The organism is Pseudomonas sp. SDO5591_S426, from assembly GCF_054070755.1.
This window is the reverse complement of record NZ_JBSVXD010000065.1, coordinates 1-20,934: the sequence shown is the minus strand read 5'-3', so window position 1 is coordinate 20,934 and position 20,934 is coordinate 1. Positions and strand designations below refer to the sequence as shown.

Genomic DNA, 20,934 nt, shown 5'->3' with positions numbered 1-20,934 from the left:
GCTACATTCATCTAGCGCTGATTGAAGGGGGACGCATGACCCCAACAAACCGCAAGAAACTGGTGGTCGCCCATTCGGTGCACTCCGATGCGCCGTTGCATGAAATCGAAACCAATCGCGCGCTGGCCCGCTGGCTGGCGCAAATCCTCGGACTGAAATTTGGCGGCAGCTACGACCCGCAGCAGCATCGAGGTCGGGAACTCTATCTGTTGCCGACCCAGACGCTGGTGGGCGCTGACGCCGCGCGACAACTGGGGGTCAAGGGGCCGGACGATTTGTGGGGCGGTTACGTCGAGCATGATTTCATCTGCACCAAAGCCATCAGCCACGGTTTGCTCAACCACAACGCCCATGCGCCGAGAGGCTGGGCGCCGCTGTTTTCCGAACGGGTGCGCAGTGTCGTGCTCGATGGCCTCAGCGTGTTTTCCTTCGAGGATGCGCGGCCAGCGGCGGAACATCTGCTCTACGCCGGCCCGATCCGCCTCAAGCCGATTCACGCCTGCGCCGGACGCGGTCAGGAAGTGATCAAAAGCCTCGACCAGTTCGACGAGATCCTCGCCCGGCCCGAGGCGAAAACCCTGTTCAGCGAAGGCGTGGTGCTGGAACAGGACCTGGATAAAGTCATCACCCACAGCGTCGGCCAGAGTTTCATCGGCGACAAAGTGCTGAGTTACTGCGGTGATCAATACTTGACACAGGACGCCGAGGGCGAAGACGTGTACGGCGGCTCGAACCTGTTGGTGGTGCAGGGCGGCTACGACGATTTGTTGAAGCTGGACCTGGCGGATGACGTGCAGTTGGCGATCAGGCAGGCGCAGGTGTTCGACAGCGCCGCGGATGAAGCCTATCCCGGTTTCTATGCCTCACGGCGCAACTACGACATCGCCCAGGGCGTTGATTACGACGGCAAACAACGCAGCGGTGTGCTCGAACAATCCTGGCGCATGGGCGGCGCCAGCAGCGCCGAAGTGGCGGCATTGCAGAGCTTCGTCAACGATCCGCACATGCGCGCGATCCGGGTGTCCTCGGTGGAAACCTACATCGACCAGCCGCTGCCGGCGGACGCCATAGAGGTGTACCGTGGACCAGCAGAAAACAGTGACTTTCTTCTCAAGTACGTAACGGTCAATTCCTATGACGGCTAGAAGCGAAAGCATTCAAATCGACATCGATGATGAGCAGATGAGCGGGACGTTCCTCAGTCCCAAATCGAAAGTCCCCGGCGTGCTGTTCGTGCACGGTTGGGGCGGCAGTCAGGAGCGGGACCTGGAGCGGGCCAAAGGCATCGCCGGTCTGGGTTGCGTGTGCCTGACCTTCGACCTGCGCGGGCATACCGGTGGCACCGGCATTCCGCTGACTCGGGTAACCCGCGAAGACAACCTGCGTGACCTGCTGGCGGCCTACGACCGCTTGCTCGCGCACCCGGCGCTCGACACCTCGGCGATTGCCGTGGTCGGCACCAGTTACGGCGGCTACCTGGCCTCGATCCTGACGTCTTTGCGGCCCGTACGCTGGCTGGCGCTGCGGGTGCCGGCGCTGTATCGCGACGATCAGTGGCACACGCCAAAACGCGATCTGGACAAGCTCGACCTGCGCGATTACCGCAGCACGCTGGTGCGCGCCGACAGCAACCGTGCGTTGCACGCCTGCTCGGCGTTTACCGGGGATGTGCTGTTGGTGGAATCGGAAACCGATGCCTATGTGCCCCACGCGACCATCATGAGTTACCGCGCGGCGTGCCAGCAGACCCATTCGTTGACGCATCGGATTATCGACGGTGCCGACCATGCGTTGAGTGATCCGGTTTCACAACAGGCCTACACCTCGATCCTCGTGGACTGGATCACGGAAATGGTGGTGGGTGAGCGGTTGAGCATTATTCAGTCCAAGTGATTTTGTGGTGTTCTTGCGGACGCCATCGCGGGCAAGCCTTGCTCCTACAGGTTTTGAGTCGTTCACAAAATGAGTGCACGCTCCAATCCCTGTAGGAGCAAGGCTTGCCCGCGATGGCGTCAAATCAGGCACCGCTAATCACTTGGGTTTCTTCGCAATCCGCAGCGACTTCGCCTTGGCCTCCACCACCAGATACATCACCAACGTGATCAACAACGGCAACAGAAAATAGATCGCCCGATACGCCAGCAACCCAGCCACCAGACTGCCCCGCGAAGCCTCGTGTTGCAGCAGCGCGACGAACACCGCCTCCAACACACCGAGCCCCGCTGGAATGTGGGTGATGACCCCGGCGATGGCGCTGATCAGCAGCACACCAAGCACCAGCGGATAATCGAGTTTGCTCGGCAGCAAAGTGAAGATCACGGCCGCCATCAGCGACCAGTTCAGAGCGCCGAGCAATAATTGCAGAATCGCCATGCGCAACGACGGCAGATTGATTTCCACCCCGCGAATCGCCCACTCACGGCGCTTGGAAAACTGGCACGCCGCCAGATAACCCGCACTGATCAACAGCAACAGCACTCCCACCGCTTGCAACGCGCCGCTGCTCAACTTCCAGCCTGGCGGCATCCGGACCAGCCCGCTACTGAATACCACGCCGGCTATCAACATGTAGCCGAACCAGTTGGTGGCCAGGCTCAGGCCGAGGATTTTTGCGATGTTGCCTTTGCTCACCCCGAGCCGCGAATACAGCCGATAGCGCATGGCGATGCCGCCGACCCAGGCGCTCAGGTTAAGGTTAAAGGCGTAGCTGATGATCCCCACCGGCAGGATCTGTTTCCACGTCAGGTCCTGGCGGATGTAGGTGCGGCCGATCAGGTCGAAACAGGCATACACCAGAAAACTCAGCAGGGTCAGGGAGGACGCAATGATCAGCGTGCGAACCTTGAAATCGGCCAGGGTTTCCAGCACTTCGGCCCATTCGATGCGCTGGGCGAACATCGTCAACAGCACGATCAGCGCCAGGAAAAACAGCATCGTCAGCGGTCGTTTCCAGCGGCTCCAGCGCGACTTGGCCGGGTGCTCGGGGTGGGTCGCCGCGTGTGCTTCAGTGCGGCTCATGCTGGTCGCTCCCGGTCGGTGAGGTGAACGCTTTCAAGCGCGGTTTATGCGCCGGCAGCCAACCGGCCCAGGCCGGGAAGTGCCGCAGGAAGTGGAACACCAGAAACCCCACCGTCATGTGCCAGATGCGCCCGCGCGGCGCCTTGTCCACGGACATGATTTTGCAATGGTTGTCGCTGAGGTCTTCGAGACGCTCGAACAGCGTGCGGTTGAACTCGCGGTCGCGGATCAACACGTTGGCCTCAAGGTTCATCGACAGGCTCAACGGGTCGAGATTGCTCGAACCTACGGTGCTCCAGTCGTCGTCCACCAACGCGACTTTGCCGTGCAGCGGACGGTCGCAATATTCGTAGATTTTCACCCCGGACTTGAGCAGGTAGTCGTAGGTCATGCGCGCGGCGAGCTTGGCCACCAGCATGTCCGGCTGACCTTGCAGAATCAGCCGCACATCAACGCCACGGCGCGCCGCATTGCGGATCTCGCGTAGCAATCGGTAGCCGGGGAAAAAGTAGGCGTTGGCGATCACCACGCGCTGCTTTGCCGTGCGCAGTACTTGCCGGTAAACCTGTTCGATGTCGGTCTGGTGATCACCGTTGTCGCGGTGTACCAGACGCACCTGACCATCGTGATCGCTGACCGCCAGTTCCGAGCGACGCTGCCGGCGCTGTTGCCACCAGTACTTGGCGCGTACCGGGCGACCGCATTGCAGCAGGGCAAAATGATGAATGTCCGCCACCGTCGGGCCTTGCACCTCCACCGAGTAATCCTGCTTGGCCTCGGGGCCGAAGTCGGCGAGATGGTCGGCGGAAAAATTGATCCCGCCGATGAAGGCGACAGTCCCGTCCACCACCACAATCTTGCGGTGCAGGCGTCGGAACCAGTTGGTGCGGATGCCCAACCGCTTGGGTGCCGGGTCGAACATTTGCAGGTGCACGCCAGCGCTGCTGAGGGCGGTGAGATACCCGGTGCTCAATTCGCCGCAGCCAAATCCGTCGAGACTGGCGGTGACGCGCACGCCCCGTTGAGCGGCGTCGATGAGCACCGTCTTCAGCTCCTCGCCGACTTTGTCTTCGAACACGATGAAGGTTTCCAGGAGGATCTCAGTCTTGGCCTGGCGCATGGCCTCGAACACCCTTGGGAAATAGGCTTCGCCGTTTTCCAGCAACTCGACGCGGTTGTTGCCTTGCCAGCGGTACTCGACGTCGACCGCTGCGGGCTCGCTCATTGGCGGCGCGGCAATCGGCTGCGCAGTGGTTTTTTCCATCGGTGAAGTGCTCATAGCTCGATCTCCACCGACAGCGGTGCGTGGTCGGAAAGGTGTGACCAAGGCCGGGTCGTCAGCACTTGCGGCTGGCTGGCCTTGAGGTTGCGCACGTAGATGCGGTCCAGGCGCAGCGCCGGCAAGCGGGCGGGGAAACTGCGCGCCGGTTTGCCGTGATGCTCGGCGAATACCTCGTGCAAACCGCAGGGCTTGAGCAGGGCATCGGCACGCTGGCGCCAGTCGTTGAAGTCCCCGGCGACGATCACCGGTGCATCGCCCGGTAACTCTTCCAGGCGACGGGCGAGCAGCTTGAGTTGTGCATTGCGGTGGGTTTCACGCAGACCGAGATGGACGCAAATCGCATGCACCTCCGGGCCTTCGCCGGGCAGGCGCAAGACGCAATGCAGGATGCCGCGATTCTCATGGCCGCTGATCGACACATCGAGGTTGTCGTGGCGCACGATCTGGAATTTCGACAGCAACGCATTGCCGTGATCGCCCGCCGGATACACCGCGTTGCGTCCATAGGCGAACTGCGGCCACAGGGTGTCGGCGAGGAATTCGTACTGCGGCATCGCCGGCCAATTGGTGTAGCGCTTGGGATGCTGTTCGTGGGTGCCGTGGACTTCCTGCAAAAACACTACATCGGCGGAAACACTGCGCACGGCCTCGCGCAGCTCCGGCAGGATGAAACGCCGGTTCAGCGCAGTGAAGCCCTTGTGAGTGTTGACCGTCAGCACCGTGAAGCGATGCACCGTGGTCACGACGGTCGCCTGCTCGTCCGTGACGCCGACCGGCTCGGAAATGCTCATGGCAGCGCTCCTTCGGCAATGGGTTCGCCGGGGGCAGTGAGCAAGTCTTTGGCGAGATCGAAACGCTCCAGCAGCCGCCTGGCATCGAAAGGCGCGCGGACCTTGATGTCGTTATCGAAATAGCAGAACACCTCGCGGGACTTGCGCGCTCTGGCCTTCAGTCTGGGCGCGATCAACTGCGGGTCGTGTGGTTGCTTGCCGTGATGCCAGGCCTCGATCCGGTCGCCCCAGCGTTTCAGTGCCTGCGGGGTGTATCCGCTGGCGTACAGTTCTTCGGCGCCGTGCAGGCGCAGGTAAACGAAATCGCTGGTGATGTCTTCGCGATACGGCCATTTACCGGCGGTGTCGGCGATCACCAGAGCCGTGTTGTAGCGCTTGAGCAGGCGGACGAAGGCCGCGTCGACGAAGCTGTCGTTGCGGATCTCCACGGCGTGGCGCACAGGTTTTTTCTTGTACGCCTTGAGGCTGGCGTGGCCATGGAGATGCGAGTCGTGCTGGCGGGCGAGGGCGGCGGCCTGTTCGGTGTCGTGGGGTAATTGTTCGAGGAAGTTCTCGAACAGCTCGGCATCGAATTTGAAGTTGGGCGGGAACTGCCAGAGGATCGGTCCGAGCTTTTCCTTTAGCTCCAGAACCCCGGAAGCAAAGAAATTCGCTAAAGGTTTATGGATGTCCCGCAGACGTTTGATGTGGGTGATGAAGCGCGGGGCTTTGACGCTGAACACGAAGTTCGGCGGGGTTTCGGCGTACCACTGGGCGTAGCGCTCCGGCCGTTGCAGGGCGTAAAACGATCCATTGATTTCGATGCTGTTGACCGCCCGCGACGCGAATTGCAACTCGCGTCTCTGCGGTAAGCCCTTTGGGTAGAAATCCCCCCGCCAGGGCGTGTAGCGCCAACCTGAAATTCCGATGTGAATCGCCGCCATGTCGCCTCCCGTCCGAATGCCCCATTCCTTTGCTGACTGCGGGGCGGTGACGAAAGTTTCGGTGGGGCTACGGACGGTAAATCAATAGATAAATGTAGGAGCTGCCGAAGGCTGCGATCTTTTGATTTTGTTTTTTAAGATCAAAAGATCGCAGCCTGCGGCAGCTCCTACAGGGGTTAATGGCCGACAGCGACGCGGGTCGAGCTCTCGGCATACACCGGACCGAGGCGATCCAGTCGACCGCTCCACGCCGTCAATGCCAGCGCCACCAGCACCACCAGCCCGCCAATCCACGCGGTATGGATCAAGCCCATGTGGGCAACGATCAAGCCACCGCCCCACGCGCCACCAGCGATACCGAGGTTGAATGCCGCAATGTTCAGGCCCGACGCCACATCCACCGCATGCGGGGTGTGATGTTCCGCCTGACGTACCACATAAACCTGCAACCCCGGCACGTTGCCGAACGCCACGGCACCCCACACCAGCACGGTAGCCAGCGCCAACCATGGATTGCCAGCGGTGAAGGTCAGCACGAACAGCACGGCGGCGAGCAGGGCGAAGATGATTTTCAGGGCGCTGATCGGGCCGCGTTTGTCCGCCAGTTTGCCGCCCCAGATGTTGCCGACGGCCACCGAGATGCCGTAGACCAGCAACACCAGGCTAACGGTGCTGGCGCTGAAACCCGAGATGTCCTGAAGAATCGGCGCCAGAAAGGTGAACGCGATGAACGATCCGCCGTAACCCACAGCGGTCATGGCGTACACCAGCAGCAACCGAGGCTGTTTGAGTACCTGCAATTGCTGTAGCAGCGACGCAGGTTTGCTGTGGGCGATGTTTTTCGGCACATAGAGCAGGCTGCCGATAAAGGCGATTACGCCCAATGCCGACACCGCGAGAAAGGTTTCACGCCAGCCGAAATGCTGACCGATGAACGTGCCCAGCGGCACGCCGGTAACCAGCGCCACGGTCAGGCCGGTAAACATGATGGCAATCGCGCTGGCGGCTTTTTCCTTGGGCACTAGACTGGTGGCGATGGTCGAACCGATCGAGAAAAACACCCCGTGGGCCAGGCCGGTGACGATCCGCGCCAGGATCAGCGACTCGTAGCTCGGCGCTTTCCACGCCAGCAGATTGCCGAGGGTGAACAGCACCATCAACGACAACAGCAACAATTTGCGCGGCACTTTGCCGGTCAGGGCGGTCAGCACCGGGGCGCCGACGGCGACTCCCAATGCATAGAGGCTGACCAGCAGGCCGGCGGACGGCAGGCTGACGCCGAGGTCGGCGCCGATGGTCGGTAACAGGCCAACGATGACGAACTCGGTCGTCCCGATGGCAAAGGCGCTGAGGGTCAGCGCGAGCAAGGCAATGGGCATGGCTGCAACTCCGGTGGGTTGATTTGATGGAGCGCAGTGTCGGGGTTTGGGTTGTGCGGAAAAATACAGGGATGAGCATTTGATATTTGTCTTGAACGCAAAGATTGCCGGGCGGATGCGGGTCACCTGCGAACTAGTCCGGTATTTGTCGATCAGTTCCTTACAGTCTTATCCAAAGGAGCGGATGCCTTGATCAAGCTCAAGACCGCGGTGTTACTCGGCGCGTTGCTGTTTCTGGGCAGCGAGGAACTGGAAGCGGCCGCCATCCCGGGCCTGCCTGCAAGTGCTTCGGCCGCGACACCTCCGGCACACCCGGAACCGTTGGTGCAGGGCGGCTTGCTCGGTGCCATCAGTTCAAGCATTGACGAGGTGCAGAACAAACTCGATCTCAACGAAAACCTCGTTGACGCCTGGCGTCTGCGCGCCGATCGGGCGGCGGATGAAGTGGATCAACTGGTCAATCAGCCCTCCGCCCGTTCGAGCTGGAGCGTGACAGGGGATTTCCTGTTACTGACCTTGGTCTGGGCAGCGGTTTTCGCCTCGCTCTGGTTGCTCGGGAAATGGTCGGCGCAGCGCCTGTGTGAACATCGTTTGCTGCTCAGCCGCGAGCGTGGCCAGGCCTTGCTCGGTTACGTGTTGCCCTACAGCATTCCAGCTGTGGTCAGCCTGCCGCTGACGATCTATGCCAGCCAGTTTTTACCGGTATCGGCCGGTCGGGCGCTGGCGCTGTGTTTTGCCTACGCCACCAGCAGCGGGGTGTTCGCGGCCTCGTTGGTGATGTCGTTGGTGGTGCTGTTCAATTCCGGCCACAAACGCCGGGCGGTGCAAATCATCCGTCAGGAAAGTCCGCGACCGCTGTTCGCGATCGGCTTCCTCGTCGCCCTCAGCGATGCCCTGACCAGTCCGCAGATCGCTCATCAGCTGGGCAACAACCTCACCAGCAGCATCGCGGTCTTTACCGGTCTGGCGGCCTCGATTTCCTTTGGGTTGCTGGTGATCCGCCTGCGCCGTCCGGTGGCACAGTTAATCCGGATCCTGCCGCTGGCCCAGCGTCGCAAACAGCCGGCGTTGCGAGAAACCCTGCGGATTTTTTCCGGGCTCTGGTATTGGCCGATCCTGTTGATGGTGCTGGTGTCGATCATCAACCTGATCAGTGTCAGCGATGACAATCAGCAGGTGCTGCGCAGTGCGTTGTTCACCACGGTCTTGCTGATTGCCACGGTGTTCCTGAGCACCACACTGCATCACTTGTTCAAGTCGCGCAGTGAAGCGGACGTGCGCCGCAGCAGCGCCTACAAAGAGCGGTTTCTGAACCTGTCCCACGCTTTGCTGCGTATTGCCATGGCCATCGTGTTCATCGACATCCTGGGGCGCATCTGGGGCGTGTCCCTGTTCGATTTCGCGGTGAGCAATGCGGTTGGTCGGGCGATCAGTGATTCGCTGAGTCATATCGGTTTGATCTTCCTGATCACCTGGATGGTCTGGGTCGTGCTCGACACGGCGATCCAGGAAGCCCTGAAACCACCGGCCAACAAACGCTCGGCGCGTCAGCCAAGCACGCGGGTGAAAACCATCCTGCCGTTGCTGCGCAACGCGATCAAAATCATCCTGGTGGTGATCTGCGCGATCACCACCATGGCCAATCTGGGGATCAACGTTGCACCGTTCCTGGCCGGTGCCGGCGTTATCGGTCTGGCCATCGGTTTCGGTTCCCAGCAACTGGTGCAGGACGTGATCACCGGGTTGTTCATCATCATCGAAGACACACTGTCCATCGGCGACTGGGTGGTGCTCGACTCTGGGCACGCCGGTACGGTCGAGGGCCTGACCATTCGCACTTTGCGCCTGCGTGACGGCAAGGGCTTTGTGCACTCGGTGCCGTTCGGCCAGATCAAGGCGGTAACCAACCAATCGCGGCAATTTGCCTATGCGTTCTTTTCGGTGCAGTTCACTTACGACACCGATGTCGACAAGGCCATCGAACTGATCCGCGAGGCCGGGCATTCCATCAGCGATGACCCGTTCCTGCGGTACAACCTGCAAGGGCCGCTGGATGTGTTCGGCGTCGACAAGATGGACCTCAACGGCGTGGTGCTGACGGCGCAGTTTCGGACCGTGTCGGGTGGGCAATATGCGGTGAGCCGGGCGTTCAACCAGCGTTTGAAAAAGCTTGTGGATAACAGCCCGTGGGTGCATTTCGCGCAGACTTATCCACAGCAGGTTTTGATGCCGCGGCATCCTGAGCCGCCGCAGGATGGCGTTGTGGAGCCGGAACATTCGGCGGTGTTGATGCCGGAGCGGCCGCGGCCTCAATAGCTGGGTTGGGCAGTGATGGCCTCATCGCGAGCTTGCTCGCGATAGGGCCGCCCCAGACAACATCAATGCCGGATCAATTTATTGCGCACCTCAACACCAGCCTGTTGATCCAGCTCTACCCAAAAAACCTGCTTGCCCGCAATCTCGGCAGCCACCGGCAACCCATCCCGAAACACCAGCCGATTGCTCGCCAGCGCCGGCACTTTCGCGCCGGGCAAAAGGGTGCCGGCCAGGTTCAGCGGATCAACCCCGCACACCGCAATCAAACTGCCGTCATGTGGCCGACGCCGAGCTTCGCGCAACAGCGGAATCGCCTCTGGCAACGCAAATTGCTCACCCGCCAACCCGCTGACAAACCGCCCGCCACGAATCTCCCCCCGCGCCTCCAGTCGATGGAAAGTGCGCAGCAATTCCCGCCAACTCGGCAGCCAGTCCGCCTCACGCTCCAGCATTCGCCAGAACACTACGCCGTAGCGGCGCAACAAGGTCATGGCGATGTGTTCCAGAGTGTCGGCGGGTGTCGGAGCCGGACGCGAGTTATCCACAACTGGCGCGGCGGGACCACGCCTGAGCAGCGCCCAGCGCCCGGCGTCATCCATGCCGCCGACGAACGCCCCGCGCCCGCGACGACTGCTGCGGTTCTGGCGTTTGCTGGCCGGGGTAATCAACGCCCGCAGACCGGCAAAGCTGTCAGCGTTCACCAGCCCGGCGCCCACCAGTTCCTGCAAGGCGATTTCCAGCTCCGAGCGCAGCAGATGGGCTTCATGAATCAGCTCATCGAAAAACAACGCGCCGTGCTGGCTCAGGGCAGCGTGGACCTTCTGTGTTTTCGGCGACAGCTCGCTGACCGGCGTCTGCTCGGTCAATTCGCTCCAGAGTGCAACTCGATTGCGCGGCAACAACACGATCGGCGTGCTGCGCAGGGCCGTGCTGGCGCTTTTGTTGTGCGCGGTGAGCCGGGTCCAGACCACTTTGCCGCTGCGGCACAACTCATCGAGCCAGGTTGCCGAATAATCCTTGATGCGCGCCGGGAAGATGTCGCTGTCCCACGCTGATGCGGCGGCAGGGTAGCCTTCGAATTGAGCGATGATCGCCGGTAACACCGCGTTGCCCTGGCCTTGAGTGGCGCTGGACAGATGCTGCCAGTCGAACAGGAAACGCATGAAGTCCTGCAACGCCACCGGCTCGATTTCCCGCCGCAGACGCTTGACCGTGTAGCGGTGAATTCGCGCCAGCAGATGCCGCTCGCACCACTCTTCTTCCGCGCAGCCTGGGGTGAACCGACCGCGCAGCACGTAGCCTTCGCGCTCCAATTGCGCCAAGGCTTGGGTGACTTGAGCTGGCGGTAATCCGAGGGGTTCAGCAATCGCCTTCAGCGGCAATGGACCAAAAGCGCTGAGTCGCGCGCGAATCACTTCCAGCACGGCTTCGTCTGCCGCCCAAGGCTCATCAAAGCCCGGCAGTGCTTCCAGTTCCGGCCACAAAGCGGCCTGTGGAAAAATCGCCAACAGGCAGGTCAGCCGTTCCCGTGCCAGCCACAGGGAATGATTGATCAGGCAGGCGCGACCGCTGTCTGCCAGGGTATTCAACCAATCGTGCCAGTCCGGATTGCTTCGAGCTTCGGTATCGGTGATGCACGCCAGGCTCATCAGCGCCTCGTGCATTTCATCGGCATTACCGGGTGTGGGCCAGGCTTCTTCGCGAACGGCGGCAATGGCTTCGGCGTCCAGCGCGCCGAGGTCGTCGGTGGACTGCGGATCGCTCCAGCGTCGATTGAGCACCGCTTGCGTGCGGCGTTCCTCCAGCGGCGCATCGTCGAGAAAAGTGTAGGGGCGGGCGCTGAGAATTTCGGCGGCCAACGGCGAAGGCGCCGGCAAGTCGCGGCTGACCAGGCGGATTTCTCCGCGTTCCATGCGCCGTAACAACGCCAGCCAGCCTTCGGTGTCCATGGCTTCGTGCAGGCAATCGTCGAGGGTTTGCTCCACCAGCGGATGGTCAGGAATTTCCCGTTCGCCGGCGAGATTTTCCACGCAGGCGATCTGGTCGGGAAACACGCTGGCGATCAGGTCTTCGCTTTTCATTCGCTGGATTTGCGGCGGCACTTTGCGCCCGCCGCTGTAGCGCGGCAACGCCAGGGCCACGCCGGCATTCCAGCGCCATCGCACGCCGAACAGCGGCGCGTCGAGCACAGCCTGGATCAGCGTGTGCTCGGCGCTGTTGCTGTGCAGGTAACGCCAGACGTCATCGAGTTCAAAGCTGTGGCTGGTGGACAGTGACAGCACGATGGCGTCTTCGCTGGCGGCGGCCTGCAATTCGAAGTTGAAGGTGCGGCAGAAACGCTTGCGCAGGGCCAGGCCCCAGGCGCGGTTGATGCGGCTGCCGAACGGGCTGTGGATGATCAGTTGCGTGCCGCCGGACTCGTCGAAAAACCGCTCCATCAGCAGCGTATCTTGCGACGGCAGGGCTCCGAGGGTCAGGCGTGCCGGGGCCAGGTATTCCACCAGTTGTTCGGCGCTGGCGAGGTTCAGGCCGAGGGTTTCGGTCAGCCAGTCGAGACTCGGTTGCAAATTGCCCGGCGTAGCGCCCAGCAACTCATCGAGGTGCGCTTGCAGACGGGCCACGGCCAAGGACAATTCGGCACTGCGCCCCGGCGCTTCGCCGAGCCAGAAGGGAATCGTCGGCGGTTGGCCCTGGGCATCTTCGACCCGCACCTTGCCGGTCTCCACCCGCAGGATTCGATAGGACGTATTGCCCAATTGAAAGACATCCCCGGCGATGCTTTCTACCGCAAAGTCTTCGTTGACGCTGCCGATGTTCAGCGCCTGGGGCTCAAGCAATACGATGTAGTCGGCGTTGTCCGGGATGGTCCCGCCGCTGGTCACCGCCGTCAGTTTCGCGCCACGGCGCCCGCGCAGGCTGCGGGTCACGGCGTCGCGGTGCAGGTAGGCGCTGCGGATGCCCTGACGGCCGTTGTAGCCCTCGGCGAGCATTTGCAGCAGCGCCTGATAGTGTTTTTCGTCGATTTCGGCGTAGGGCGAGGCACGGCGCAGCATGTCCAGCAAGGCTTGCTCCTGCCATTCCTGGCAGCTGACTTCGGCGATGATCTGTTGCGCCAGAACGTCCAGCGGCGCCACGGGGATCAGCAGCGTATCGAGTTCGCCTCGGCGCACGCAGTCGAGCAGCGCGGCGCATTCGATCAGGTCGTCGCGGGTGGTGGCGAACAAGCGACCTTTGGGCGTCCCGCCGACCTGGTGCCCGGAGCGGCCGACCCGTTGCAGGAATCCGGAAATCGAACGTGGCGAGGCGATCTGACACACCAGGTCGACGTCGCCGATGTCGATGCCCAGTTCCAGCGATGCGGTGGCGATCAGCACTTGCAGCTCGCCGCGCTTGAGCCGTTGTTCGGCGTCGAGGCGAAACTCCTTGGCCAGGCTGCCATGGTGGGCGGCTACTGCGTCTTTGCCGAGGCGTTCGCTCAAGTGCCGGCTCAAGCGTTCGGCCAAGCGTCGGGTGTTGACGAAAATCAGTGTGGTGCGGTGTTCGCGGGCGAGGGCGGCGAGGCGGTCGTAGACCAGCTCCCAGATATCATTGGCCATCACCGCCGATAACGGCACGGGCGGCACTTCGATGTCCAGGTCGCGGGGGCGCGCATGGCCGATATCGACGATTTCGCAGGAACGGTCGCGACCCACGAGAAAGCGCGAGACCGCTTCGATGGGTTTCTGCGTAGCGGACAGGCCGATGCGCACTAGCGGCTCGGCGCACAGCGCCTGCAAGCGTTCGAGGCTCAGGGCCAGGTGACTGCCGCGCTTGCTGGCGGCGATGGCGTGGATTTCGTCGACGATCACCGTGCGCGTGGTGCCGAGCATTTGCCGACCGGAGTCGGAACCGAGCAGCACGTACAGCGATTCAGGAGTCGTGACCAGAATGTGCGGCGCAATCTTGCGCATCGCCGAGCGCTCTTTTTGTGGCGTATCGCCAGTGCGTACGGCTGTGGTGATCTGCAATTCGGGCAGGCCCATCACGCGCAACTGTTCGGTAATGCCGGCGAGCGGGTTTTGCAGGTTGATGCGAATGTCGTTGGACAGCGCCTTGAGCGGCGAGACGTAGACGACGAGGGTTTGGTCTGGCAGACCCTCAGGGTTCTCCAGGCCACGATGCACCAGATCATCGATAACGGCGAGGAACGCGGTGAGGGTCTTGCCCGAGCCTGTGGGCGCAGCGATCAGCGTCGACCGCCGCTGGCGGATCAACGGCCACGCCCGGGCCTGGGCAGCGGTGACCGCGGGGAATGTGTGGTTGAACCAGGCGCTGACGGCGGGGTGGAAGCCGTTCAGGGCACTGTCTGCGGGGATGGGCAGGTTCATGGAGTGATTTATGCGGGTGGGGACGGGAAGATGCAAGTACCGCTCGGGATCTCCGGCGGCCTTCCGGGCCTCATCGCGGGCAAGCCCGCTCCCACAAGGATCTGCTGTGGATACAAAATCTGCGAACGACGGAGATCACTGTGGGAGCGGGCTTGCCCGCGATGGGGCCATTACCGGCACCACAAATCCCGACATCTACACTTTACGGATGACGGTTGCGCACTAAACCCGCAAAATGCAACGATTCCGGCAACTATCAACGGTATCGCCTGCGGGTGATGCCGATAAAGCCATCGTTCCAATCAGACTGGGCCTGCTGACTCTATGCGAATGCGCCTTATGTTACTGGGCGGCGGAAATGCCCTTGGGCAGGCGCTGATTCGCCTCGGTGCGGAGGAAGACATCGGTTTCCTCGCCCCCCGCCCGCCGCAAGACGGCTGGGATGCCGCGAGCCTGACGCAACTGCTCGACGACACCCGTCCGGACGCGTTGATCAACCTCGCCTACTACTTCGACTGGTTCCAGGCCGAAGCGGTCAGCGAACAGCGTCTGGCCGGGCAGGAACGCGCGGTCGAGCGCCTGGCCGAACTGTGCCAGCACCACAATATCGTGCTGGTGCAGCCTTCGAGTTACCGCGTGTTCGACGGCTCCCGCGCCACCGCCTACAGCGAAAAAGACGAGCCGGTGCCTCTGGGCCAGCGCGGTCAGGCGCTGTGGCGGATCGAGCAGAGCGTGCGCGCCACTTGCCCGCAGCACGTGCTGCTGCGTTTCGGCTGGCTGCTCGACGACAGCCCCGACGGCACCCTCGGGCGTTTCCTCGGTCGCGCCGAACAACCTGAAGAGCTACTGATGGCCGACGACCGCCGGGGCAATCCGACGCCGGTGGATGACGCCGCCCGGGTGATCATTTCGGTGCTCAAGCAACTCGATTGCGCGGCGCCGCTGTGGGGCACCTACCACTACGCCGGGCACGAGGCGACCACGCCGCTGGCGCTGGGGCAGGCGATTCTCACCGAAGCGCGGGCCCTGCATCCGCTGGCCATCGAAGCGCCGACCGCCCAGGCTCACGCCGCGCGACCGGACGCCGCCGAAGAGCCGCAACACGCGGTGCTGGCCTGCAAGAAAATCCTTCACACCTTCGGGATCAAGCCACGCGCCTGGCGTGCGGCGCTTCCGGGCTTACTGGACAGGTTCTATCGCCATGGCTGACGGCCCCGTTCTCATCACCGGCGGCGCCGGTTTCATCGGCTCGCACCTGACCGACGCCTTGCTCGCCAAGGGCCATTCGGTGCGGATTCTCGATGACCTGTCCACCGGAAAACGCAGCAACCTGCCGCTGGACAATCCCAAGGTCGAGCTGATCGTCGGCGACGTCGCCGATGCCGCGCTGGTGGCCCGAGCTATGGCCGGTTGCAGCGCCGTGGCGCACCTGGCGGCAATTGCTTCGGTGCAGGCCTCGGTGGACGATCCGGTGAAGACGCATCAGAGCAATTTCATCGGCACGCTGAATGTCTGCGAAGCCATGCGTCAATCCGGTGTGAAGCGAGTGCTGTTTGCTTCCAGCGCGGCGGTGTATGGCAACAACGGCGAAGGCGAGTCGATAGATGAAGACACGCCCAAGGCACCGTTGACGCCTTACGCGTCTGACAAGTTGGCGAGCGAGCATTACTTCGATTTCTACCGACGCGAGCATGGGCTGGAGCCGGTGATTTTCCGCTTCTTCAACATCTTCGGCCCGCGCCAGGATCCGTCCTCGCCGTACTCCGGGGTGATCAGCATTTTCAGCGAGCGTGCGCAGAAGGGCCTGCCGATCACCGTGTTTGGCGACGGTGAGCAGACGCGGGACTTTCTCTACGTCGAGGATCTGGTCGCGTTGCTGGTGCAAGCGTTCGACAAACCGCAGGTCGATGTCGGCGCGGTCAACGTCGGCTGGAACCAGGCGACCAGTCTCAAGCAATTGCTGGCTGCGCTTGAAGTGGTGGTCGGTGAGTTGCCGCCAGTGAGTTACGGCCCGGCGCGTTCCGGTGACATTCGTCATTCCCGGGCGAACAACCGGCGATTGCTGGAGCGCTTCAAAGCGCCTGCGCAGACGCCGATGAGCGTTGGCCTGGCGCGATTGCTGGGACGATAGAAAAAGGCGCCTGTTGAGGCGCCTTTTTTTTGTTGCTGATCGTTCCCTTGCAGAGCTTGGGAGCGACCCATTCACCACCACGTGAATCCTTAGAACTTGTAACCCAGACCGACCATGTAGATGAACGGATCGACGTCCACGTTCACCCGTGCCCGAGTGCCGGGTGCCACGGCGTCGTTTTCAACAGTGGCGCGGGTATCGATGTCGATGTAACGCACCTGGGCGTTGATCATCACGCGATCGGTCAGCATGTAGTCGGCGCCGACCTGCCAGGCCATGCCCCAGGAATTCTTCGCCTTGAAGTTGCTGAAACCGTTGGCGCTGGCTTCGCTGCCGACGTGTTCGTCGTAGATCCAGGTGTAGTTGATGCCGGCGCCCACGTATGGCTGGAAAGCAGACTTCGCGTCCAGCGGGTAATAGACCACGCTCAGGGTCGGCGGCAGGTGTTTCAGCGAGCCGAGTTTACCATTCGCCGCAGGCAGCGCCGTGCCCTTGAGTTTCACGTCATGCTCGAACGGCGTGGCCGCGAGCAGTTCGATACCCCAGTTGTTGGTGAGCATGTAGGCGAAGTTGAGGCCCAGCTGCGTGTCGCTGCTCATGGTCGCCTTGCCACCCAGATCGGCACCGCTCAGCGGGCCTTGATCGACCTTAACGGTGGAGCTGTCGGCTTTCGGGTTGACGGTGATCGCGCCGGCACGAAGGATGATGTCACCGGCCTCGTGGGCGTGGGCGAGCGGGGCTGCGAGCGCTAGTGCTACCAGCGAGGCACCGAGCAAGGACTTGTTCATGGGGGCTCCAAAGGACGTTAAAAATTTTCGATGTCCAATGGTAAGCCGGCTAACTATTTGCTCTTTTGACGCAGCTCAATGAAGTCGCAATAGACCTGAAAGATCGCAGCCTTCGGCAGCTCCTGCATTGACTGCGTGTTAACCCGATTCTGTAGGAGCTGCCGAAGGCTGCGATTTTTTGATTTTGGCTGGATTCACTCCGGCAATTCATACAGATAAATCTTCTCCGCCTCCATCTGATACCCGGCATCCGCCAACTCGCTGGTCGACGCTTTGACCTGCATCGCCCCTTCGATCCAGTACGGCTGATACAACTCGTCGAGCTTTACGCCCACTTCGCTTTTGACATGCACAATCTGGTTCGACGGCGGTGGCGGCACATGAATGCAGGCGCCGAAATATGGCACCAGCAGAAAGTCGGTGGTGCGACCGTCTTCACTCACTTCCAGCGGCACGATGTAGCCCGGCAGGCGAATGTTTTGGCCGTCGAGGGCCTTGACCACCGGCGCATTGGGCATGTCTTGCTTGGCCGCTGGCGCCGACTCGGCGGACAGTGCATCGCTCATCTTCGACATGTCGTGCAGCGGCGTCATGTTCGGCACTTCCGGCGCTGCGTCCGGCGGAATCATTTCCGACCAGGTCAGCTCTTTCGGCTCGGCTGCCCACAGCGGCAGGGCGACCAGCATCAACAGCGCAAAAACAGCGCGGGGCATTTTCAAGGTCCTCATAAACGGATCGACAGGCCATCGGCCAAGGATTGGCGATAAGCGCGCCAGGCCGGCACGCTGCCCATCAGCAGCGCGGCGATCAGGATGCCACCGAGCAGCGTCCATTCATATTCGCTGGGCCAGGCCAGCGGCAGAAACAGGCCGTAATTGGCTTGCACGTAACCCTGGGCCACGGCGATGCCTACATAAAGCAGCGCTACGCCAGCGACCACACCGGCCAGCGCCAGGGCAAACGCCTCCAGCACCAGCAACGTCGCGACATGCCACGGACGCGCGCCCACTGACCGCAAAATCGCCATCTCGCGGCGACGCTCGTTGAGGCTGGTGAGAATCGCCGTGAGCATGCCGATCAAACCGGTCAGCACCACAAACAACGAGACCACGAACAAGGCTTTTTCTGCGGTGCTCATCAGGCTCCACAACTCTTGCAGCGCCACACCCGGCAGGATTGCCAGCATCGGTTCGCCACGGAACTCGTTGATCTCGCGTTGCAGGGCAAACGTTGAAATCTTGCTGTTGAGACCGAGCATGAACGCGGTGATCGCTTGTGGCGTCAGATCCATGTTGCGCGCCTGATCGGCGCTGATCCGCCCGTTGCCACGAGCCGGCACACCGTTGTGCCAATCGATGTGTATCGCCTCCATACCGCCGAGGCTGATGTGCAGCGTGCGGTCCACCGGCGTGCCGGTGCGCTTGAGAATGCCAACCACGGTGAACGGCTTGTCGTCGTGCTTGACCAGGCTGATCGCCGCCACGCCGTGGGCGAGTACCAGTTTGTCGCCGAGTTTGTAGTGCAGCGCATCCGCGACTTCGGCGCCGAGCACCACTTCGAACGGGTCGGTGGCGAAGGCGCGGCCATCGGCCAGTTCCAGGTGTTGCTGGCGGCCGTATTGGTAATGCTCGAAGTAGGCCTCGGTGGTGCCCATCACCCGATAGCCGCGATGGGAATCGCCGAGGGACATCGGGATCGCCCATTTCACTTTCGGGTTGCTGGCGAAGTGTTCGAAGCTGTCCCAGCGAATGTTGTTGGTGGCGTTACCGATGCGGAACACCGAGTACAGCAACAGGTTCACCGAGCCGGAGCGCGCGCCGACAATCAGGTCGGTGCCGCTGATGGTGCTGGCGAAACTGGCTTTGGCCTCTGTGCGCACACGCTCCACGGCCAGCAGCAGACACACCGACAGGGCGATGGCGAACGCGGTGAGGATCGCGGTGAAGCGGCGGTTAGCCAGGCTGGCCATGGCTAGACGAAACAAATACATCTCAGACCTCGGACGGGGTAGCGGCGCGATTGAGTTCAGCCAGCGACAGGTTGCGATCGAACAGCGGCGCCAGGCTCTGGTCGTGACTGACGAACAGCAGGCTCGACCCGGCTTCGCGGCACTCGGCGAAGAGCAGGCGAATGAAATTTTCCCGGGCGTCGTAATCGAGTGCCGATGTTGGCTCGTCGGCGATTACCAATTCCGGTTGACCGATCAGCGTGCGTGCGGCGGCCACCCGTTGTTGCTGGCCGATGGACAGGGAATCGGCACGGCGACTGAGGATGTTTTCATCCTTTAAACCCAAATGGGCAAGCAGGGTGGCAGCCGCTTTATCGACGCTGCCGTGGCGCTGTTTGGCTCGCTCGGCGCGCAGTTTCGAGAAGTGGCAGGGCAGTTCGACGTTCTCGCGCACCGACAGAAACGGCAGCAGGTTGAACTGCTGGAAGATGTAGCCGGTGTGATCGACGCGGAAATGATCGCGGGCGCCGGCCGACAGTTCGGTCAGTTCCTGGCCGAGCAGACGGATGCTGCCGCGATCAGGCTTTTGCACGCCGCCGAGCAGGCCGAGCAGGGTGGTCTTGCCGCTGCCGCTGGGGCCTTTGAGGAACAGGGTTTCGCCCGGTTCCAGGCGAAACGCCGGGATGTCCAGCAGCGGCGGGTGGCCGGGCCAGCTGAAGCCCAGGTCGGACAGTTCGATGAGTGCTTGGGTCATGGCGCCGATTTCAAGAATATTGATGACCTGTAGGAGCTGCCGCAGGCTGCGATCTTTTGATCTTGAAAGTCAAAAGATCGCAGCCTCGTTTCACTCGACAGCTCCTACAAGGGATCTGGGTGGATTCAGAATTTCAGGGCCGCAGCCTTGGCCGTGACTTCAACCCCTTGCTGCCCGCTCGGGCCGATCAGTTGTACCTGAATTTTCTGGGTGGCCGGGAAGGTGTTGAAAATGTTCGCCAGATCCAGGGTCTTCAGCGCGCCCGGCGTGGCGCAGGTGAATTGGTAATGGGCGTGGATTTCGCTGTGGTCGTGGTGATGCTCGTCCTTGGCGTCTTCATCGTGATCATCGTCGGCTTCTGGTTTATCGCCGAACAACGGGCTTTCCAGTTCCTGACTCGCGACCACGCAACCGGCGGCTTTCGGCAGGTTGAACAGGGCCAGCGGTTTCTCCAGCTGAACGCGGGCGGCGGCGACTTTGGCTTTATCGGCATCGCTGGTGGCGGCGTGTTCAAAGCCCACCAGATTCATCGCCGGGCTTTCCAGCTCCAGCTCCAGGGTCTGGCCGTCCAGCGCTGCGTTCAAGCGACCGACGCCGTGTTCATGGGCGCCGAGGCTGCCGTGCTCATGGTCGTGGTCATGTTCGTCGGCCGCATGGGCGACAGCCAGCGGCAACAAGGCAAACGGCAAAGCGAGCAGCAGACGACGCATGGCGAGTCTCCGAAAGTAAGATGAAGAATTTGTTATGTAATCTTATAACGTAAGTGCGGAGAGTTTGACTGTCTGCTTGGCGTTGCACAAGTCCCATGGGAGCATGCAAGTCAGAAAAGTGCAGGAGCGAACTTATGTTGCGAATTCGCGGAAGCATCGGCGACTGGCCGGTGGATTTGACGCTGGAGATGGATGACGCCGACTGGGCGCGGCTGGGTGCGCAGTTGCAGGTGGAAAAAACTGCGGTCAGTACGCCAACGGCAAAACCGTTGAACCAGGATGATTCGCTGTGGCAGGTCGCCAGGGATTTGCTGCGCCAGGCCGGGCAGCTCAGCGGACCGGATCTGCTCGATCAACTGGAAGGGCTGACCGGCAGCGCGGCGGCGGGCAAGCGCCTGTTGGTGCGCCTGCGCCACAGCCCGGACGTGAAGGTGGAAAGCGGCGCCGATACGCCGATCTATCGCTGGATAGCGTAAACAGCAAAAGATCGCAGCCTGCGGCAGCTCCTACATGGAAATGCGATCCCC

General features: G+C 61.9%; 17 protein-coding genes. 6 read left to right on the top strand and 11 right to left on the bottom strand.

The features are described from left to right. Positions 1-35: 35 nt before the first annotated feature. The gene (locus ACW9JC_RS15010; protein WP_457455721.1) at positions 36-1,145 is read left to right on the top strand and encodes a DUF3182 family protein; all 1,110 of its coding nucleotides are present in this window, start codon (positions 36-38) and stop codon (positions 1,143-1,145) included. Continuing rightward, positions 1,135-1,893, top strand: a complete 759-nt coding sequence (locus ACW9JC_RS15005) for an alpha/beta hydrolase family protein (protein WP_416129390.1) — start codon at positions 1,135-1,137, stop codon at positions 1,891-1,893. Before ACW9JC_RS15010 ends, ACW9JC_RS15005 begins: the two co-directional genes overlap by 11 nt. 138 nt (positions 1,894-2,031) lie before the next feature. Here ACW9JC_RS15005 and ACW9JC_RS15000 read toward each other — a convergent pair whose 3' ends face one another. The 5 genes from ACW9JC_RS15000 to ACW9JC_RS14980 form a co-directional block, all read right to left on the bottom strand. Beyond that, positions 2,032-3,018 carry a lysylphosphatidylglycerol synthase domain-containing protein gene (locus tag ACW9JC_RS15000; RefSeq protein ID WP_457455719.1) on the bottom strand — a complete coding sequence of 329 codons (987 nt, stop codon included), beginning with the start codon at positions 3,016-3,018 and terminating at the stop codon, positions 2,032-2,034. After that, positions 3,005-4,297 (bottom strand): cardiolipin synthase ClsB, encoded by a 1,293-nt coding sequence (gene clsB, locus ACW9JC_RS14995; protein WP_457455717.1) that lies wholly within the window; start codon positions 4,295-4,297, stop codon positions 3,005-3,007. Before clsB ends, ACW9JC_RS15000 begins: the two co-directional genes overlap by 14 nt. Beyond that, the gene (locus ACW9JC_RS14990) at positions 4,294-5,091 is read right to left on the bottom strand and encodes an endonuclease/exonuclease/phosphatase family protein (RefSeq protein WP_457455715.1); all 798 of its coding nucleotides are present in this window, start codon (positions 5,089-5,091) and stop codon (positions 4,294-4,296) included. Before ACW9JC_RS14990 ends, clsB begins: the two co-directional genes overlap by 4 nt. Next, positions 5,088-6,014, bottom strand: coding sequence for a DUF72 domain-containing protein (locus ACW9JC_RS14985; protein ID WP_457455713.1), 927 nt, complete (start codon positions 6,012-6,014; stop codon positions 5,088-5,090). Before ACW9JC_RS14985 ends, ACW9JC_RS14990 begins: the two co-directional genes overlap by 4 nt. A 176-nt stretch (positions 6,015-6,190) precedes the next feature. Continuing rightward, the gene (locus ACW9JC_RS14980) at positions 6,191-7,393 is read right to left on the bottom strand and encodes an MFS transporter (RefSeq protein WP_457455711.1); all 1,203 of its coding nucleotides are present in this window, start codon (positions 7,391-7,393) and stop codon (positions 6,191-6,193) included. A gap of 189 nt (positions 7,394-7,582) precedes the next feature. On the opposite strand from ACW9JC_RS14980, the gene ACW9JC_RS14975 reads away from it, so the two are divergent. Further along, positions 7,583-9,709 (top strand): mechanosensitive ion channel family protein, encoded by a 2,127-nt coding sequence (locus tag ACW9JC_RS14975; RefSeq protein WP_457455709.1) that lies wholly within the window; start codon positions 7,583-7,585, stop codon positions 9,707-9,709. 62 nt (positions 9,710-9,771) lie between these two features. Here the strand turns inward: ACW9JC_RS14975 and ACW9JC_RS14970 are convergent, their stop codons facing one another. Then, positions 9,772-14,076 carry an Lhr family helicase gene (locus ACW9JC_RS14970; protein WP_457455708.1) on the bottom strand — a complete coding sequence of 1,435 codons (4,305 nt, stop codon included), beginning with the start codon at positions 14,074-14,076 and terminating at the stop codon, positions 9,772-9,774. Between the two features lie 324 nt (positions 14,077-14,400). Between ACW9JC_RS14970 and ACW9JC_RS14965 the strand changes: the two genes are divergently transcribed. Together ACW9JC_RS14965 and ACW9JC_RS14960 are read left to right on the top strand one after the other, a co-directional pair. After that, a complete protein-coding gene (locus ACW9JC_RS14965; RefSeq protein ID WP_338583385.1) occupies positions 14,401-15,285 on the top strand; it encodes a sugar nucleotide-binding protein in 885 nt (294 codons plus the stop codon). Continuing rightward, positions 15,278-16,207: an NAD-dependent epimerase/dehydratase family protein gene (locus ACW9JC_RS14960; protein WP_457455706.1), complete on the top strand. Its 930-nt coding sequence runs from the start codon at positions 15,278-15,280 to the stop codon at positions 16,205-16,207. The genes ACW9JC_RS14965 and ACW9JC_RS14960 overlap by 8 nt, the downstream gene beginning before the upstream one ends. Positions 16,208-16,296: 89 nt before the next feature. Here the strand turns inward: ACW9JC_RS14960 and ACW9JC_RS14955 are convergent, their stop codons facing one another. The 5 genes from ACW9JC_RS14955 to ACW9JC_RS14935 all read right to left on the bottom strand — a co-directional run bounded on the left by ACW9JC_RS14955 (position 16,297) and on the right by ACW9JC_RS14935 (position 20,407). Further along, positions 16,297-16,995 (bottom strand): OmpW/AlkL family protein, encoded by a 699-nt coding sequence (locus tag ACW9JC_RS14955; RefSeq protein ID WP_457455704.1) that lies wholly within the window; start codon positions 16,993-16,995, stop codon positions 16,297-16,299. Positions 16,996-17,189: 194 nt separating this feature from the next. Continuing rightward, positions 17,190-17,708 (bottom strand): DUF3299 domain-containing protein, encoded by a 519-nt coding sequence (locus ACW9JC_RS14950; protein WP_338583380.1) that lies wholly within the window; start codon positions 17,706-17,708, stop codon positions 17,190-17,192. Between the two features lie 11 nt (positions 17,709-17,719). Further along, positions 17,720-18,985: an ABC transporter permease gene (locus ACW9JC_RS14945; protein ID WP_457455702.1), complete on the bottom strand. Its 1,266-nt coding sequence runs from the start codon at positions 18,983-18,985 to the stop codon at positions 17,720-17,722. A gap of 1 nt (position 18,986) precedes the next feature. Next, positions 18,987-19,697, bottom strand: coding sequence for an ABC transporter ATP-binding protein (locus tag ACW9JC_RS14940; protein ID WP_457455699.1), 711 nt, complete (start codon positions 19,695-19,697; stop codon positions 18,987-18,989). 125 nt (positions 19,698-19,822) lie between these two features. Beyond that, on the bottom strand, positions 19,823-20,407 hold the full coding sequence (locus ACW9JC_RS14935) for a DUF2796 domain-containing protein (protein WP_457455697.1): 585 nt from the start codon (positions 20,405-20,407) through the stop codon (positions 19,823-19,825). 134 nt (positions 20,408-20,541) lie between these two features. Here ACW9JC_RS14935 and ACW9JC_RS14930 point away from each other — a divergent pair, with 134 nt between their 5' ends. Beyond that, positions 20,542-20,883 (top strand): hypothetical protein, encoded by a 342-nt coding sequence (locus ACW9JC_RS14930; RefSeq protein ID WP_457455695.1) that lies wholly within the window; start codon positions 20,542-20,544, stop codon positions 20,881-20,883. Positions 20,884-20,934 lie beyond the last annotated feature (51 nt).